At 62.6% G+C, this 17,061-nt stretch carries 17 protein-coding genes; 10 read left to right on the top strand and 7 right to left on the bottom strand.

Translation table 11 applies throughout. The annotated features are described in order from the left end of the window. Positions 1-21: 21 nt before the first annotated feature. The 5 genes from PJE01S_RS05150 (at position 22) to tolA (ending at position 3,905) form a co-directional block, all read left to right on the top strand. Positions 22-1,218, top strand: coding sequence for a pyridoxal phosphate-dependent aminotransferase (locus PJE01S_RS05150; RefSeq protein WP_068832095.1), 1,197 nt, complete (start codon positions 22-24; stop codon positions 1,216-1,218). Then, positions 1,215-1,691: a tol-pal system-associated acyl-CoA thioesterase gene (gene ybgC / locus PJE01S_RS05145; protein WP_084389367.1), complete on the top strand. Its 477-nt coding sequence runs from the start codon at positions 1,215-1,217 to the stop codon at positions 1,689-1,691. The genes PJE01S_RS05150 and ybgC overlap by 4 nt, the downstream gene beginning before the upstream one ends. A 13-nt stretch (positions 1,692-1,704) precedes the next feature. Continuing rightward, positions 1,705-2,397, top strand: a complete 693-nt coding sequence (gene tolQ, locus PJE01S_RS05140; RefSeq protein ID WP_068832094.1) for a protein TolQ — start codon at positions 1,705-1,707, stop codon at positions 2,395-2,397. Between the two features lie 131 nt (positions 2,398-2,528). After that, positions 2,529-2,987 (top strand): biopolymer transporter ExbD, encoded by a 459-nt coding sequence (locus PJE01S_RS05135; RefSeq protein ID WP_068832093.1) that lies wholly within the window; start codon positions 2,529-2,531, stop codon positions 2,985-2,987. A gap of 24 nt (positions 2,988-3,011) precedes the next feature. Then, positions 3,012-3,905, top strand: a complete 894-nt coding sequence (gene tolA / locus PJE01S_RS05130) for a cell envelope integrity protein TolA (protein ID WP_068832092.1) — start codon at positions 3,012-3,014, stop codon at positions 3,903-3,905. A 63-nt stretch (positions 3,906-3,968) separates the two neighbouring features. Here the strand turns inward: tolA and dnaE are convergent, their stop codons facing one another. Then, positions 3,969-7,439, bottom strand: a complete 3,471-nt coding sequence (gene dnaE / locus PJE01S_RS05125; protein WP_068832091.1) for a DNA polymerase III subunit alpha — start codon at positions 7,437-7,439, stop codon at positions 3,969-3,971. Between the two features lie 80 nt (positions 7,440-7,519). On the opposite strand from dnaE, the gene PJE01S_RS05120 reads away from it, so the two are divergent. Then, positions 7,520-8,278, top strand: coding sequence for a sulfurtransferase (locus tag PJE01S_RS05120; RefSeq protein ID WP_169804365.1), 759 nt, complete (start codon positions 7,520-7,522; stop codon positions 8,276-8,278). 92 nt (positions 8,279-8,370) lie between these two features. After that, a complete protein-coding gene (gene egtB, locus PJE01S_RS05115; RefSeq protein WP_068832089.1) occupies positions 8,371-9,684 on the top strand; it encodes an ergothioneine biosynthesis protein EgtB in 1,314 nt (437 codons plus the stop codon). A 63-nt stretch (positions 9,685-9,747) separates the two neighbouring features. On the opposite strand, the gene PJE01S_RS05110 is transcribed toward egtB, so the two are convergent. From PJE01S_RS05110 to PJE01S_RS05085, 6 genes are all read right to left on the bottom strand, one after another. After that, positions 9,748-10,443: a DUF599 domain-containing protein gene (locus tag PJE01S_RS05110; RefSeq protein ID WP_068832088.1), complete on the bottom strand. Its 696-nt coding sequence runs from the start codon at positions 10,441-10,443 to the stop codon at positions 9,748-9,750. Between the two features lie 74 nt (positions 10,444-10,517). Then, positions 10,518-11,402 (bottom strand): pirin family protein, encoded by an 885-nt coding sequence (locus tag PJE01S_RS05105; protein WP_068832087.1) that lies wholly within the window; start codon positions 11,400-11,402, stop codon positions 10,518-10,520. Continuing rightward, positions 11,399-11,806, bottom strand: a complete 408-nt coding sequence (locus PJE01S_RS05100; protein WP_068832086.1) for an OsmC family protein — start codon at positions 11,804-11,806, stop codon at positions 11,399-11,401. Before PJE01S_RS05100 ends, PJE01S_RS05105 begins: the two co-directional genes overlap by 4 nt. A gap of 71 nt (positions 11,807-11,877) precedes the next feature. After that, on the bottom strand, positions 11,878-12,432 hold the full coding sequence (locus PJE01S_RS05095) for a flavodoxin family protein (RefSeq protein ID WP_068832280.1): 555 nt from the start codon (positions 12,430-12,432) through the stop codon (positions 11,878-11,880). Between the two features lie 99 nt (positions 12,433-12,531). Continuing rightward, on the bottom strand, positions 12,532-12,942 hold the full coding sequence (locus PJE01S_RS05090) for a DoxX family protein (RefSeq protein ID WP_068832085.1): 411 nt from the start codon (positions 12,940-12,942) through the stop codon (positions 12,532-12,534). Positions 12,943-13,051: 109 nt separating this feature from the next. Beyond that, positions 13,052-13,753, bottom strand: a complete 702-nt coding sequence (locus PJE01S_RS05085; protein ID WP_068832084.1) for a pirin family protein — start codon at positions 13,751-13,753, stop codon at positions 13,052-13,054. A gap of 114 nt (positions 13,754-13,867) precedes the next feature. On the opposite strand from PJE01S_RS05085, the gene PJE01S_RS05080 reads away from it, so the two are divergent. The 3 genes from PJE01S_RS05080 (at position 13,868) to gluQRS (ending at position 17,060) form a co-directional block, all read left to right on the top strand. Then, positions 13,868-14,821 (top strand): LysR family transcriptional regulator, encoded by a 954-nt coding sequence (locus tag PJE01S_RS05080; RefSeq protein ID WP_068832083.1) that lies wholly within the window; start codon positions 13,868-13,870, stop codon positions 14,819-14,821. 96 nt (positions 14,822-14,917) lie between these two features. Next, positions 14,918-15,994: an NAD(P)/FAD-dependent oxidoreductase gene (locus PJE01S_RS05075; RefSeq protein ID WP_068832082.1), complete on the top strand. Its 1,077-nt coding sequence runs from the start codon at positions 14,918-14,920 to the stop codon at positions 15,992-15,994. A 97-nt stretch (positions 15,995-16,091) separates the two neighbouring features. Beyond that, complete coding sequence (gene gluQRS / locus PJE01S_RS05070) at positions 16,092-17,060, top strand: tRNA glutamyl-Q(34) synthetase GluQRS (RefSeq protein ID WP_068832081.1); 969 nt, start codon at positions 16,092-16,094, stop codon at positions 17,058-17,060. The last annotated feature ends 1 nt before the right edge of the window (position 17,061 follow it).

Raw genomic sequence — 17,061 nt, 5'->3', positions numbered from 1 at the left:
CGGAACCATGAAAGTCTTGCCGTGAAAATCGCCCAGCGGGCTCAGCGGATTGAGCCCTTTTACGTCATGGAGGTGGCCAAGGCCGCCTCTGCGCTGGCACGGGAAGTGGCCCATACCTCCCAGCCGATGATCTTCCTGAACATCGGCGAGCCCGACTTCACGGCCCCGCCGCTGGTGCAAGAGGCCGGGGCCCGCGCCATCGCACAAGGCAACACGCAGTACACCCAGGCCACCGGCCTGCCCGCCTTGCGCGAGCGTATCAGTGACTGGTATGCCTCTCGCTTTGCTGCGCAGGTGGCGCCCAGCCGCATCATCATCACGGCAGGAGCGTCTGCCGCGCTGCAGCTCGCCTGCCTGGCCCTGATCGAGGCCGGTGACGAAATCCTGATGCCCGACCCGAGCTACCCCTGCAACCGCCATTTTGTGAGTGCCGCCGAAGGCAGCTCGGTCCTGATCCCGACCACGGCCGAGGAGCGTTTCCAGCTGACCGAAGAAAAAGTCCGCTCGGCCTGGAACGACAAAACGCGCGGCGTGCTGCTGGCCTCGCCATCCAACCCCACCGGCACCTCGATCGCCCCCGAGGAGCTGCAGCGGATTCATGAATTCGTGCATGGCCAGGGCGGCATGACGCTCATTGATGAAATCTACCTGGGCCTCAGTTATGAGGAGCACTTCGGGCACTCGGCGCTGGCCATGCCCGGCGAACTGGGTCAAAGCGTCATCAGCATCAACAGCTTCAGCAAATACTTCAACATGACCGGCTGGCGGCTGGGCTGGCTGGTCGTACCCGAAGCGTTGGCCCCCGTGATCGAACGGATTGCGCAAAACCTTTTCATCTGCGCCAGCACCGTGGCGCAGCACGCGGCCCTGGCCTGCTTTGAGCCCGACAGCCTGCTGGAATACGAGCGCCGCCGCGCCGAGTTCAAGGCCAGGCGCGACTACTTCATTCCCGAGCTCAACCGCCTGGGTCTGCGCGTGCCGGTGATGCCCGACGGCGCCTTCTATGCCTATGCCGACTGCACCGAAGCCGCGGCCCGCCTCGGCGTGACCGGCAGCTGGGACTTTGCCTTCGAGCTGATGAAGCGGGCTCATCTGGCCGTGACGCCGGGCCGTGATTTCGGACAGGCCGCGCCGGAAAAGTTTGTGCGTTTTTCCACAGCCAACTCGATGGCGCAACTGCAGGAGGCTGTGGCGCGGCTCAAGGTGGTACTGGCATGAGCCCGGCCGTTCGCCCTGAGCCTGTCGAAGGGCTCAGGCAAGCTCAGCCCGAACGGATTTTCCGGTGGCCGGTACGCGTCTACTGGGAAGACACCGACGCCGGCGGCATTGTTTTTTATGCCAACTACCTGAAATTTTTTGAACGTTCGCGCACCGAATGGCTCAGATCACTGGGCATTGAGCAGCAGCGCCTGCGTGACAGTACCGGTGGCATGTTTGTGGTGAGCGAGACCAGCATTCGCTACCACCGCTCCGCCCGGCTGGACGATGAACTGATTGTTACGGCGAGCATGGTCGAAACCGGCCGCGCGTCGTTGATAATCAAGCAGCAGGCGCTATTAAAAACAGAGCAACCGGACGCGCAGCGAACCGCCCTGCTCTGCGAAGGCACGATACGGATCGGCTGGGTGAGCGCCTCCAGCCTGCAGCCCATGCGCATACCGGCTTCCATTCTTGACAGCTTAAAAACTTGATCAAAGCTTCAACATGAACCAAGACCTCTCCATTGTCAGTCTCCTTCTCCATGCGAGCTGGGTTGTCCAGCTGGTGGTCGCGCTCCTGGTGGGCATTTCCATTGCCAGCTGGGCCGCCATTTTCCGGAAAATTGTGTCGCTCAAGAGGGTTCAGAAACTCAACGACGAATTCGACCGCGAGTTCTGGTCGGGCACCAGCCTGAACGACCTCTTTGCCGGCGCAGCTCAAAACGCCAAGCACTCGGGTGCCATGGAACGCATTTTTGCCAGCGGCATGCGTGAATTCCAAAAACTGCGCGAACGCCAGATCAGCGATACCGGAACCCTGCTGGACGGTGCGCGCCGGGCCATGCGCGCCAGCTACCAGCGCGAACTCGATGCGATCGAGGTCAATCTGTCGTTCCTGGCCACCGTCGGCTCGGTATCACCCTATATCGGTCTGTTCGGTACCGTCTGGGGCATCATGCACGCTTTCACCGGCCTGGCGGCGCTGGAGCAGGTCACCCTGGCCACGGTGGCCCCCGGCATTGCTGAAGCGCTGGTCGCCACGGCGATTGCCCTGTTTGCCGCCATTCCTGCCGTGGTGGCCTACAACCGCTTCGCGCACGACATCGACCGCATCGCCAACCGCCTGGAAACCTTCATTGAGGAGTTTTCCAACATCCTGCAGCGCAACCTGGGTGCGCAGTCGCCCTCGGGTCACTAAAAATGTCTACCCCCACGCTTTTGGCTACGCCGCTCTTCGAGAACACTTCGTGTAATCCACTGCCCCCCGAGGGGGCTGGACTTGCTCGGGGCGGCCCTTCGCTGCGTCCGTCGGCTTAAAAGGAAACCGCCATGCCAGCAGTCAACTCCCGCGGCCGGGGCCGCCGCACCATCAACGAAATCAACATGGTGCCGTTTATCGACGTCATGCTGGTGCTGCTCATCATCTTCATGGTCACGGCACCGCTGATCACGCCCAGCATGATTGCGGTGCCCAAAATAGGCAAAGCGGCCCTGCAACCCCAGCAACGGGTTGAGATACAGATCAGCAAAGACGAGCTCATACAGGTCGCGCTCACCAGCGGAAAAGGCGCGAGCTCCAGGCCCGTGTCGACCACCTTGACCGCCGTCGCAGCAGATATTTTGAAAATGGAGCCTGCGGTGAAGACCGCCAACCCCGGTGAACAGGCCGTGCCTGTGGTCATCAGCGCCGACAAGTCCATCAAATACGAAATCGTGGTGAAGGTGATGGACGCCTTGCAAAAAGCGGGGGTGGTACGCGTTGGCCTGTCGGTGCAAACCAGCAAGTGACCGAAACCCCGTCCAGATTGCCACATGCCCAGCACCGCAGAACGTCTTGAATTCGCTCCGCCCCGCGATACGGGTTCGCTGCGCGCCTATGCACTGGCCCTGCTGGCCCATGCGCTGCTCATTGCCGCCTTGACCTGGGGGGTCCACTGGAAACACAGCGACCGGACAGCCTCCTTTGAAGCCGAGCTGTGGACTAGCACGCCGCAGGCCGCCGCGCCCCAACTGGTCGAGGCCCCGCCGCCACCGCCGCCGCCCGCGCCCCCTCCGGCGCCTGAAGTCAAGGCAGCGCCGCCCGCGCCCAATGTGGACATTGCGCTGGAACAGGAAAAGAAACGCAAATTGCTGCAGCAGCAAAAAGAGGCTGAAGCGCAAAAACTGGCGCAGCAGGAAAAACTCAAGGCCGAACTCCAGGCAAAAAAAGAGAAGGAACGGGAACTGAAGGCCAGGGAAGACCTGGCCAAGCGCAAGGCCGCCGAAGATCTCAAAAAGGCCGAGGAGAAAAAGCAGGAAGCCAAAGAACAGGCACAACAAAAGCTGGCGCAGGCTGCAATGGAAAAACAGCGCCAGGAAAACATGCGGCGCATCGCGGGACTGGCGGGCGCCACCGGCGGTGCCGATGCCAAGGGTAGCGCCCAGAAGGCCGGCGGCCCCTCGGCGAGCTACGGCGGCAAGGTCCGGGCCGCCGTCAAACCCAATGTGGTGTTCACCGAAGACATTGCCGGCAACCCCACCGCCGAAGTGGAAGTGCGCACGACACTGGACGGCAGCGTCGTCAGCCAGCGCCTGATCAAGTCAAGCGGCAACAAGGCCTGGGATGACGCGGTGATCAAGGCCATCATTCGCACCGGCACCCTGCCGCGCGATGTCGATGGCCGGGTGCCCACACCCATGATCCTGGAATTCCGGCCCAAGGATTAAAGCCCGGTTTGCTATCGATTCGATAGCTAGCAGCGCTTTCATTACATGGGCTAGTGCCCTGTTTCACTCATAAATGATCTTCGCCAACCCGCTGTCGGCCTGCGCCATCCAGCTGGCGAGGGCGGCATCGGTCGGGAAAAATTTGGCGGCCTCGCCCAGGTGAATTTCGGCCGTGGCGCCCGCCCTGCGCAGGCTCAGGCGCACCGGCAAACCACGGTTGAGCTCACCCTGCTCCGTCATTTCGCGGCGCGGCGGAAAGTCCCTGACCAGGCGCGAAATGTCCGGCGCCGTACCATTGACGGCCACGCGCAGGTACTTGCCGAACTTGCAGCGCGCGGTCTCCAGGTCCCATACCTGGGTCACCTTGAAGCGCCGGCCAAAACGCTCGGACGCGCCTTGCAGCGTGCCCTGCACAATCACCAGTTCGTCGTCTTTCAGGAGGTTGCGGTTGGCGTTGTAGGTTGCCTCATCCACGGACGCCTCCAGCACATCGGTTTTATCGTCCAGCTTGAAGATCACGACCTTGCCGCGGTTGCCATTGATCACGCGCAGATCACCCACAATGGCGGCCAGCAGTTGCGGGTCGCGCGAATCAATCAGGTCTTCAATTTTCCGCTTGGCAAACTGCCTGACCTCGGCCTCGACCTCGTCAAACAAATGGCCCGACAGGTAAAAGCCGATCGCCGTTTTCTCGAGCACCAGGCGCGCCTTCACACCAAACGGCACGGCCGGAACCAGCGGCGGCTCCTGCGTGCTGGACGCGTGGGAGTCCCCCATGTCAAACAGGCCGCCCTGGTTGGCGTTGGCTTGCGTGGTGGCGGCAAACTCAAACGCCCGGTCCACCGACGCCAGCAGCTCAGCACGGTTCAGATGCAGGTTGTCAAAGGCGCCACCCTTGATGAGCGCCTCGACCGTGCGCTTGTTCATCCGGCTGCGGTCCACGCGCACGCAGAAGTCGTAAAGCGACGTGAAGGGGCCGCCCTCTTGGCGTGCCGCCACGATGGCCTCAATCGCCTGCTGCCCCGTGCCCTTGATGGCGCCCAGGCCGTAGCGCACTGACTTGGCGCTGATCGGCTCGAAACGGTAATGGCCGCGGTTGACATCGGGCGACTCGAACTGCAGCCCCATCTTCAGCGCATCGCCAAAGAGAATCTTCAGCTTGTCCGTGTCGTCCATTTCAACGGTCATATTGGCCGCAAAGAACTCGGCGGTGTAATGCACCTTGAGCCAGGCCGTGTGGTAGGCCAGCAGCGCGTAAGCGGCAGAGTGCGACTTGTTGAAGCCGTAGCCCGCGAACTTTTCCATCAGGTCGAAAACCTCGTCGGCCTTTTCTTCGGATAGCCCATTGATGCCCGCGCCTTTTCGGAACACCGCGCGCTGGGCGTCCATCTCTTCCTTCTTTTTCTTGCCCATGGCGCGGCGCAGCATGTCGGCGCCGCCCAGTGAGTAGCCGCCCAGAATCTGCGCGGTCTGCATCACCTGCTCCTGGTAGACCATGATGCCGTAGGTCTCTTCCAGAATGGGCTTGACGCGCGGATCCGGGTACTCGGGCTCTTCCTTGCCCTGCTTGCGCGCGATGTAGGTCGGAATCAGCTCCATCGGCCCCGGCCGGTAGAGCGCATTCATGGCAATCAGGTCTTCGAGACGATTCGGCTTGGCGTCTTTCAGCATGCGCTGCATGCCGATACTTTCAAACTGGAACACGGCTTCCGTCTGGCCGCTGCCGAACAGCTCATAGACCTTGCGGTCGTTGAGCGGCAGGTCTTCAAACTTGAAGTCTTTTTGCGCCGGGTGCCGCTGGATGATGAACTCGCGGGCGATTTCCAGAATGGTCAGCGTGGCCAGGCCCAGGAAGTCGAACTTCACCAGGCCTATGGCCTCCACGTCATCCTTGTCGTACTGGCTCACCGCCGAATTGCTGCCGGGCTGCGCATACAAGGGGCAAAAGTCGGTGAGTCGGCTGGGCGCGATCAGCACGCCACCGGCGTGCATGCCGACGTTGCGCGTCAGGCCTTCGAGCTTTTGCGCCAGCTCCAGCAGCGTGCGCACGTCCTCTTCCCTGGCTTCCCGCTCGGCCAGTATGGGCTCGGCCTCCTTGGCCTGCTCGATCGTGATCTGCTGGCCCGGCTTGTTGGGAATCAGCTTGGAAATGCCGTCGCAAAAGCCGTAAGGAAAATCAAGCACCCGGCCCACATCGCGAATGGCGGCGCGGGCGGCCATGGTACCGAAGGTCACGATCTGGCTCACGGCATCCTTGCCGTACTTGTCCTTCACGTAGTCGATCACGCGGTCGCGGTTCTGCTGGCAAAAGTCGATATCAAAGTCGGGCATGGAAACCCGCTCGGGGTTCAGGAAACGCTCGAACAGCAGGTTGTACTGCAAGGGGTCCAGGTCGGTGATCTTCAGGGCGTAGGCCACCAGCGAGCCGGCCCCCGAGCCGCGTCCCGGCCCCACCGGGCAGCCATTGTTTTTGGCCCAGTTGATGAAGTCGCCGACGATCAGGAAGTAGCCCGGGAAGCCCATGTTCAGGATGGTGTTGATCTCGAACTCCAGCCGCTCCACATAGGCGGGCCGCTTCTGGTCGCGCAGCGCCACATCGGGATACAGATGCGCCAGACGCTCCTCCAGCCCCTCGAACGACGCATGGCGGAAGTAGGCGTCGATGGGCATGCGCACGCCATCCACTTCGGGCGTGGGGTAGTCGGGCAGCATGGGCTTGCCCAGTACCAGCGTGAGGTTGCAGCGCTTGGCGATTTCCAGCGTGTTGGCCAGGGCCGAGGGCACATCGGCAAACAGCTGCGCCATCTGGGCCGCGGACTTGAAATATTGCTCGCGCGTGAACCTGCGCACGCGGCGTGCATTGCCCAGGATTTCACCCTCGGAAATACACACGCGCGCCTCATGCGCCTCGTAATCCTCGTAGGTCAGAAACTGCACCGGATGGGTTGCCACCACCGGCAGCCCGAGCCGGGCGGCCAGTTGAACGGCTGCCGCCACATGGCGTTCATCATCCGGACGCTGGGCACGCTGCAGTTCCAGGTAGAAGCGATGCGGGAAGATACCCGCGAAATGCAGGGCGCATTCCAGCGCGCGCGTGCCGTCGCCCTGCACCAGCGCCTGGCCCACCGCGCCGCCCTGCGCCCCTGACAGGGCTATCAGGCCTTCATTCAGCTCTTCCAGCCATTCCAGCTTGATGACGGCCTGGTCCCGCACCACGTTTTGCGTCCAGGCGCGCGTCAGCAGCTCCGACAGATTCAGATAGCCCTGGCGGTTTTGGACCAGCAGCAGCAGGCGGGCCGCCGGGGCAGCGGCTTCTTTCCCCGGCACCTGCACCCAGACATCGGCGCCTATCAAGGGCTTCACACCCGCCCCGCGGCCTTCCTTGTAAAACTTGACTGTGCCAAACAGGTTGCTCAGGTCGGTGATGGCCAGCGCAGGCTGCTGGTCGGCTGCAGCGGCCCGGACGATTTCATCAATGCGGTTGGTACCGTCGATGACCGAGAACTCGGTGTGAATACGTAAGTGAACAAACATGCGTCATTTTAGGGCGGGGCAACTGCCGTACCCGCCAATGTCGGAGCGTCCCGCCAACCCCCTTGCCTACAATTGGCCACATCATGCAAATTTTGAACATTGCAGCGTACAAATTCGTACCGCTGGACGACCTGCCGGCCTTGCAGACCGCCCTGCTGGACGCCCTGAAGCCGCGTGGCATCAAGGGCACCGTGCTGCTCGCCGAAGAGGGGATCAACCTGTTTCTGGCCGCCGGCAGCAGCGACATTCATGATTTTCTGGCATGGCTGCGCTCCGACGCACGTTTTCACGACCTGGAAATCAGGGAAAGCCGCTCCCACGCCCAGCCTTTTCGCAAGCTGCTGGTCAAAATCAAGCCGGAAATCATCCGCATGAATCATCCGGCCATACGCCCCACGGCGGGCCGTGCCCCGGCCGTGGACGCGGCCACGCTCAAGCGCTGGCTGGACAGCGGACACGACGACCAGGGCCGCCCCGTGGTGACCCTGGACACGCGCAATACCTTTGAAGTGGATGTGGGCACCTTCCGCAATGCCATTGACTGGCGCATCGACAAATTCACCGAATTCCCGCAGGCCGTGCTGGACCACCGCCATGAGCTGGAGGGCAAGACGGTGGTGAGCTTTTGCACCGGGGGCATACGCTGCGAAAAGGCCGCCATTTTCATGCAGGAGGCCGGCGTCACCCATGTTTACCAGCTGGATGGCGGCATTTTGAAATACTTTGAGGAAAGCGGCCACGCCCACTTTGCGGGTGAATGCTTTGTGTTCGACGAGCGCCGGGCGCTTGACTCCGCCCTCCAACCCAAGGTCAATGTCGGCGCCTTGTCTGACAGCTGAGCGCCGGCAAATCGTGGAAGCTGGGAAATACGCTTTATTTGCGGTTCAGCGACCCACGCTTCAAGCCACGGAAGCCCTTGCATTGACCGGCCATGCCTTCACCTCACATCGCCCCCCATGATGACGCCCCGATACCGGCGCTGGCTGAGCACTTTCAGCGGGTCCGCGGCCAAACAGAGCGCCTCATACAGCCGCTGAGCGCGGAGGATTGCCAGCTCCAGTCCATGCCGGATGCCAGCCCCGCCAAATGGCATCTGGCCCACGTCAGCTGGTTTTTTGAAACCTTTGTGCTGGAACGATTTGAAACGGACTTCAAGCCTTTCGATGCCGGCTTCCGCGTGCTGTTCAACAGCTATTACAACGGCGTGGGCGACAAGTATCCGCGCCCGCAGCGTGGCCTCATCAGCCGCCCCTCACTTCAGGAAGTGCTGGATTACCGCGCGCAGGTCAATGCACGCGTGCTGAATCTGCTGGCGACGACAAACAAAACGCTTTACCGCGAACTGGCGCCGCTCATCACGCTGGGGCTGCACCACGAACAACAGCACCAGGAATTGCTGCTGACCGACATCAAACATGCCTTGTCATTCAATCCGCAAGGCCCCGCCTACGCCAGGCGCTGGCCGCTCGCCGGCATCCATCCCCAGCCAGTGCGCTGGCACGGCTACGCCGGTGGCCTGGTGCGCCATGGTTTCGAAGCGGAGCAGGACGGTATGTTTGCGTTTGACAATGAAACGCCGCGTCACCCTGCCTACATCGCCCCTTTCGAGCTGGCCAGCCGGCTCGTCACCAATGGCGAGATGATGGCCTTCATTGCCGACCACGGCTACCAGCGGCCCGAACTGTGGCTGTCCCTGGGCTGGGACTGGGTGCAGGCAGGCCAGCACCGCCTGCCGCTTTATTGGCTAGATCATGCCCATCACAAGGACTACCGCCATTTCACGCTGCAAGGGCTGGCGGCGGTGGACCCGAACACCCCCGTCTGCCATCTGAGCTACTTTGAGGCCGATGCGTTTGCACGCTGGGCGGGCGCTCGGCTGCCGACCGAATTTGAATGGGAGCTGGCGGCCCGCACCCTGCCCGCTTCGGAGGGGCCGGCTGGCAACTTTGTCGAGAATGCGGCCTACCACCCCTTGCCGCAGCAAGAGCCCGGCCACGGCGCGCCGACACAGATGCTGGGCGATGTCTGGGAGTGGACGCAGTCCAACTACAACCCGTATCCCGGCTACAAACCGTGGGAGGGGCTGGTGGGGGAATACAACGGCAAGTTCATGTGCAACCAGTTCGTGCTGCGCGGCGGCTCCTGCGCCACGCCGCGAAGCCATATCCGCGCGAGCTACCGCAACTTCTTTCCGCCCGACGCCCAGTGGCAGTTCAGCGGCCTGCGCCTGGCGCGCGACGCTTGAGAGCCTCTCACGATGGACGTCCTGGCCTAGGGCCTTACATGGTCGTCCCAAGGAAAAGCGCATTTATTCGCGCAAAACACCCAGCACGTCGGAGTTGAACTCGCGGTTGTAGAGAATCAGCACAACCACGGCAGTGGCCAGCACAAAGGCAATGGTTGAAAAAAACCAGGCCATGAGGGCAAAGCTCAGGTAATAGGCCCGCAGCCCGTCGTTGAAGGTTTCAGCGGCCAGGCCCACCATGCGGCTGGCCCGCGTGGCAAACACTTCGCGGTCAAACTTGCCCGCCTCGAACTCCTGGGGCGAGGGCAAGGAGCCAATGAGCAGGGCGACAAAGGTGTATTGGCGCATGGACCAGCTGAACCGGAAAAAGGCGTAGACGAACACACCCACCATCAGCAGCACCTTGAGGTCAAAAATCAGCACCGACGTCCGCACCGCAAACGGAATCTCCCGCACCAGTTCGGCGGCCTTGTCCGTGGTGCCCAGCAGCGCGATCAGGCCACCGATGATGATGATGGTGGTGGAGGAAAAGAAAGCCGGCGTGCTCGAAAGGTTCTGCGTGATGACGCCGTCAATGACTCTTGGGTCGCGGGACGTCGCCTGCAGCAGCCAGTAATGCCGGTAGCGGTTGGTGGTGCTCAGCAAAGAGGACCGCGTCACGCCGTAATGCCGCGCAAACCAGGCATAGCCTATCCACCCTGAAAAGAACCAGAGCACGGCCAGCCAGTCGGCCCAGGGAAGCAAGGTGAAAATCTGCATGGCGCCATCTTAAGCGCAAGAAAATCCTGCGAAAGCGGGATTCAGCAAGCCGCTTCGCTTCAGCCCGCCATCAATCAACTCGCAGAAAACCTTCGCTCCGGCAATGGAATAAATTCGGTCTCGCCGCCGACCTGCCCCATCTTCTGGGCCGCCCAGTCATCGCCGGCCTGAACAATCCGCTCCTTGCGGCTGGACACGAAGTTCCACCAGATGAAGCGGTGCCCATCCAGCGCCTCCCCTCCAATGACCACCAGACGTGCCGGCGCGCCGGCGGCGATCTGCGTGACAATGCCCGGCGCCAAGGTGGCCAGGGTATGGGCCGCCACGGGCTCGCCGTCCACCGTCAAGTCGCCGTCTACCGCATACACCGCCAGCTCTTCGGCCAGTGCGGGCAACTCCAGGCGCGAGCCTGCAGCAAGACTGATATCCAGGTAAAGAGTCCTGGAGAAAGTCTTGACGGGCGATGTTTGCCCAAACGCCTCGCCAATCAGCACGCGCACCTCCGCCCCGTCAACAGACACCACGGGAATGGCCTCGGCAGCCGTGTGCGAAAACTCGGGCGCCACCTCTTCAAAGGCCTTGGGCAAGGCGGCCCACAATTGCAGGCCATGGTTGACGTAGGCCTTGTCGCGCAGGTCTTCCGGGCCGCGTTCGGAATGCACAATGCCGCGCCCGGCCGTCATCCAGTTGATCGCGCCAGGCTCAATGCGCTGAACAGACCCCAGGCTGTCGCGGTGCATCATGGCGCCTTCAAACAGGTAGCTCACCGTCGCCAGTCCTATGTGGGGGTGCGGCCGCACATCGTGGCTGACGCCCGGCTGTAGCGTGATGGGCCCGAAATGGTCAAAAAAAATGAAGGGGCCCACCGACTGCCGTTGCCCGGCAGGCAGCAGGCGCCGCACCAGAAAGCCGTCACCCAGGTCCTTGTCGTGACCTGTCAGTTTAAGTTGGACACTCATGACAAACGCTCCACTTCCGTTGTAATTTCGGTGCTGACCACCGTCATGAGTTTGTGCACCGGACATTTATGGGCAATGGCCTGCAACTCATGCAACTGGGCATCGGTCAGATCGCCTTGGATTTTGAGTCTGGCGGCCAAACGGTATACGCCAGCGCGCTCGCCCGAGTCGTCGCGCTCAATCACCGTATGAATGTCATCGACCGGAATGCCCTTTTTACGGGCGTACCACAAGACCGTGAGGGCCTTGCAGGCCCCGAGCGCCGCATCGTACAAATCATGCGGGCTGGGACCGGTATCTGCGCCCCCCTCGGCTTCACTCCCATCGGCGACCAGCGCATGGCGGCGGATGCTGATCAGCTGGGCCATTGCCGCCGAGCGGTCGCGTTTCAATTCAATGGGCATGAAGAACTCCTGTGTTGCGATGAAAGACAAACCTTGAAAGGAGGCCGCGCGTATTTGACTTTAACGCCGAATCAACGCTGAAACCTGACCGCCACGTCGGCCACCCGTTTGCCAAAATTGCGGGCTGCCTCCAGGTCGCCTGGAAACATCTCGCTGGCGCCGGCATCCGACGGCGACTGGGCCATGGCCCCGCTGTAGGAGCCCAGGTAGTTGGCATCGTTGCGCTGGGCGGCCTTGCTGTTGCTGGGCAAAACGCCCTGACCCACCCAGATGCCACCGTGCTGCATGGCCAGGGTAAAGAGATAGTTCAGCGTGGACATCTTGTCGCCGTTCATGGCGGCGCTGTTTGTGAAGCCGGCAAACAGCTTGTCTTTCCAGGCCTGGGTATACCAGGGCCTGGAAGATGCATCGGCAAACTTCTTGAACTGCCAGCTGACGCAGCCCATGTAAGTGGGTGAGCCCATGATGATGGCATCGGCGGCATTCAGCATTTCCCAGCCGCCTTCGGGCAGGTTGCCATCGGCATCGATGGCGAGAACATCCGCGCCTGCGCCTTCTGCGACAGATTGCGCCATGCGCTGGGTGTGCCCATAACCGGAGTGGTAAACCACGACCACTTCTGCCATTTTCATCTTCCTTGAATCAAGGGTGTTGAAAGTATTCGCCAAAAAAAATGTCGCTCGACAGGGCATCCGCACTGTTGAGCGACATTATCAGGGAGCGATTCAGTTGCCGCGCCTGGCGTCAACGCTCCAGGCACCGGCGCCCCAGGCGGCCAAAGTCAGCAGCCCGCCGACGATGGCGATGTTCTTGAAGAACATCAGTTGCTGGATCATGACCTGCTCGGCGGGCAGGGCCCAGTACTTGTGGAAGAAGAAGCTGGCCACGAGCGTGAAAAAGGCCAGTGCCAGTGCGGCCCAACGGGTGCCAAAACCAAAAATCAGCGCCAGCGAGCCGCCAATTTCAACGACCAGGGCCACCGCCGTTGCGACCTCGGGCATCGGTACGCCGCCAGAGGCGGTGTAGCCGACACTTCCCGCAAAGCCTGTCAGCTTGCCCCAGCCCGCGGGCAAAAACAGCATGGCAAGCAGCAAACGGCCGATGAGCGACAGGGGGTTTTGGAGAGCGTTCAACATGGAAAGTCCTTTGTCAAGAGAAGTAAACGGGGAAATGATGGGTTAAAAAATAAGGATGAGCAAGCATTAACAACTAGCGCACATCCAATGCACGGGGCCTGACGGCATCTCAGGGTGCCAGATCAAATACGAGTACCTCGGCTGACTGGCCATGGGCCAGCCGCAGCTGGCTTTCTGATTGCAGGGCGGCCGCATCGCCAGCGTGCAGCACCTGCCCGTTGACCTCCAGCTGACCGCGAATCAGGTGCACATAGGTTTTGCGGCGGGGGTCAAGCGCCAGCGCAACGGTTTCGTCGCCATCCAGCAAGCCCGCATACATCTTTGCATCCGCATGAATCGTCACCGAACCCTGGGCGCCATCGGGCGAGGCCACCAGCCGCAGCGCACCGCGCTTTTCGGCCTCGGGAAAGGTCTTTTGCTCGTAGCTGGGAGCGATGCCGGTCACATTGGGTTCTATCCAGATTTGCAGAAAATGCGTGGTCTGGCCCTCGGCGTGGTTGAACTCGCTGTGCTGCACGCCGGTGCCGGCGCTCATGCGCTGCACATCGCCGGGAGGTATGCCCTTGATGTTGCCCATGCTGTCCTTGTGCGCCAGCTCGCCGCTCAGCACGTAGCTGATGATTTCCATGTCGCGGTGTCCGTGCTCGCCAAAACCCCGGCCCGACGCGATGCGGTCTTCATTGATGACGCGCAGGTTGCCAAAGCCCATGTGCGCCGGGTCGTAATAGCCCGCAAACGAAAAGGAATGAAAAGATTTGAGCCAGCCGTGGTCGGCATAACCGCGTTCGCTGGAAGTTCTGAGGCTGATCATGAAATGCTCCTTTCAAGGTGCGTCTGCTCTGTAATGGCTCCACTGTAGGTGCCGCGACGGCTCTGGCGATTGCGTTTATTTGATGGCATCATTCAAATTATTTGAATATTCATCATGGCGACGATCCACAACCGGGTGAGGGACGCCCTCACCCCCGAAACCATTGATCTGGTGGGCGCGGTGCACCGCAACGGCAGCATGGCGGCCGCTGCGCGCGAGCTGGGCGTGGTGCCCAGCGCCCTGACCTACCGCATCCGCCAAATAGAAGATGCCCTGGATGTGCTGCTGTTCGACCGCTCCTCACGACAGGCCAAACTGACCGAGGCGGGCAAGGAGCTGCTGCGCGAAGGCAGCCGCCTGCTGACCGAGCTCGATGCCATCGCCAACCGCGTCAAACGCGTGGCGACCGGCTGGGAGCCCCAGCTTACCCTGGCCGTTGACAGTGTGATTTCGCGCACCACCGTGATGGAGTTGTGCGAGGCCTTTTTTGCGCTGGACCCACCCACACGCCTGCGGATTCGGGAGGAAGCGCTGTCGGGCACGCTGGAGGCGCTCACCTCGGGCCAGGCGGATCTGGCCATTGGTGTGGCCATTGAGCCCTCGGTCAGCAGATCGGTGCAAAGCAAGCCCCTGGGCACCCTCCAATTCGTTTATGCCGTCGCGCCGCACCACCCGCTGGCCCAGGCCGCCGAGCCCGTCACCGACGCGATGATCATGCCTTACCGGGCGGTGGCGGTCGCCGACTCGGTGCAACGGGGCCGCGGTGTCACCGTGGGACTGCTGGGGGGCCAGGACATCCTCACCGTACCGGGGATGCAGGAAAAGCTCGATGCGCAGTTGCGCGGCCTGGGTGGCGGCTTCCTGCCGGAATACCTGGCACGGCCCCACATTGCCACGGGCCGGCTGGTCGAAAAGAAAATGCAGCGCGCCGTCCGGGTGATTCCCATGAGCTATGCATGGCGTCGTGCGGCAGAGGGCAGCGAGGGCCGCGCCCTGCAGTGGTGGCTGCAACAACTGGACAAGCCGGCCACCCGAAAAGCGCTGCTGGAACGTCAACAGACGCTTTAAAAACCGCCGCGGAAAACGCACTGGCGGTGGCTGCGTGTAGAGTGTGCTTGTGGTTTTCGTTCACGGCCCTTTTATCAACCCAGAAAAAGTACAGACATGACCCCAAAATCCCGCACCGCTTCTTCTGAAAAATCCGCACCACGCCGCATCGCGGTGGTGGGCGCGGGCATCGCCGGCATTGCCTGCGCGCGCACGCTGGCGCAGGCCGGGCACCGCGTGACCGTGTTCGAGAAAAGCCGGGGGGTCGGCGGTCGCATGGCCACCAGGGACAGCGAATTCGGCGGGTTTGACCACGGTGCCCAGTACTTCACGGTGCGTGATGCGCGCTTCGAAAAAGCCCTGGCCACCACCCCCGCGCTGGTGCGCCCCTGGAGCGCCAACACGGTTCGGATTCTGGATGAACGGGGCCGCGTGGTCGCCGCGTCGCTGCCGCCCACGGAGGCCCACTGGGTCGCCACACCCGGCATGAACGCCTTGGTAAAGCACTGGGCCGCGCCACTGAATACCGCCGGCTCGCTGCTGCTGGAAACCGACGTCACCGGCATAGAGGCCGACAAGCTGCACCCGAAGCGCTGGCAGCTGCAAACCGATGGCGCCGGCGCGGGCAGCCACATTCACTCGGGCTTTGACGACGTGGTCCTGGCCATCCCCCCCGCGCAGGCCCAGGCCTTGCTGCAAAACTCACAGCAGGGCAAACCGGTGATGGCCGAACTCGCCAAGGTGAGCGTGGCGCCGTGCTGGACCTTGATGCTGGCCTTTCCGCAGGCGCTGCAACCCAACCTCTCGCTCCTGGGTCCGCACTGGAATGCGTCGCGCAGCACCCACCACCGCATTGCCTGGCTGGCACGGGAATCATCCAAGCCCGGCCGCGGTCCCCTGGAGCGCTGGACCGTGCAGGCCAGCCCCGAATGGTCGCAGCGCCACCTGGAGGACGACGCGGAGCGCGTCAAGGCCAAGCTGCACAAAGCCTTCACGGAAGTGACCGGCATACGCGCCCAGCCCCCCTACGCCGAAGTGCATCGCTGGCGCCATGCCCAAACCGTCGAGCCCCTGGGAAAAACCCACGCGTGGGACGCCAAATCCCGCATCGGCGCCTGCGGCGACTGGTGCATTGGCCACCGGGTGGAGGACGGGTTTGTGTCGGGTCTGGAAATGGCCCTGGCGATTCTGTGAGCGGATGGGGGGGGGCCGTCCGGTCGCCGGACCTCTCCAGGGCCGGACAGCCTCCCCGGGAGATAGCCCATTGCACAAAACGGAAAGCGTGGGGGCCATGCCCTACACCGGTCGCTTTGCGCCCTCTCCGACCGGGGCGCTGCACGCGGGCTCCCTCGTCGCCGCCTTGGCCAGCTGGCTGGATGCCCGCGCCCACCACGGCCGCTGGCTGGTGCGCATTGAAGATGTGGACACACCACGCTGCGTCCCGGGTGCGGCCCGGACCATACTCCAGCAACTGACAGACTGCGGCCTGGTGCCGGACGAGGCGCCGGTCTACCAGTCGCAGCGCGGCGCCCTGTACCAGCAGGCGCTCGACCAACTCATCGCCCGCGGCCTGGCCTACCCCTGCGCTTGCACGCGGCTGGACATTGCGCGGGCGCTGGCGGCCTCCGGCCACCCGCACCAACGTCATGGCGAGCTGGTGTATCCCGGCACCTGCCGCCATGGGCTGAACGGCCGGGCGGCCCGGGCGTGGCGCTTCCTGACCGCAGAATATGAATCAAATAGGCCTCTGGCCCAGGCAGATAGTACGCAGTCAGCTATTGAATCAATAGCAAACCTCAACCCTGCGGCAGACACCGAGGTCATCTGGTACGACCGGCTGCTGGGCCCCCAAATGCAGAACGTCAGCCGCGACGTGGGCGACTTCGTGCTCAAGCGGGCCGACGGCTTCTGGGCCTACCAGCTGGCCGTGGTGGCGGATGACGCCGCCCAGGGCGTGACCGACATCGTGCGCGGCCAGGACCTGGCCGACAACACGGCGCGGCAAATCCTGCTGCAACGCGCGCTGGGCCTGCCCCTGCCGCGCTATCTGCACACGCCGCTGGTGCTGGGTGCCAACGGCGAAAAGCTGTCCAAGCAAAACGGCGCCCAGCCGCTGGACACCCGCGACCCGCTTGCCGTGCTCCGGCAGGCGGGCCTGGCCCTGGGCCTGGCGGACCGTATCAGCGCCAGCACGTCGGCAGACTGGCTGCAGCAAGCTGTTGGGCTCTGGGCTGGAAGGCATCTGGAACCAGCACATTAAA

Origin of the sequence: Polaromonas jejuensis NBRC 106434, assembly GCF_001598235.1 — a bacterium.
In the GTDB taxonomy this organism is placed as follows: Bacteria; Pseudomonadota; Gammaproteobacteria; order Burkholderiales; family Burkholderiaceae_C; genus Polaromonas; species Polaromonas jejuensis.
The sequence above is the reverse complement of the archived record's forward strand: the minus strand, read 5'-3'. Positions and strand labels throughout refer to the sequence as shown.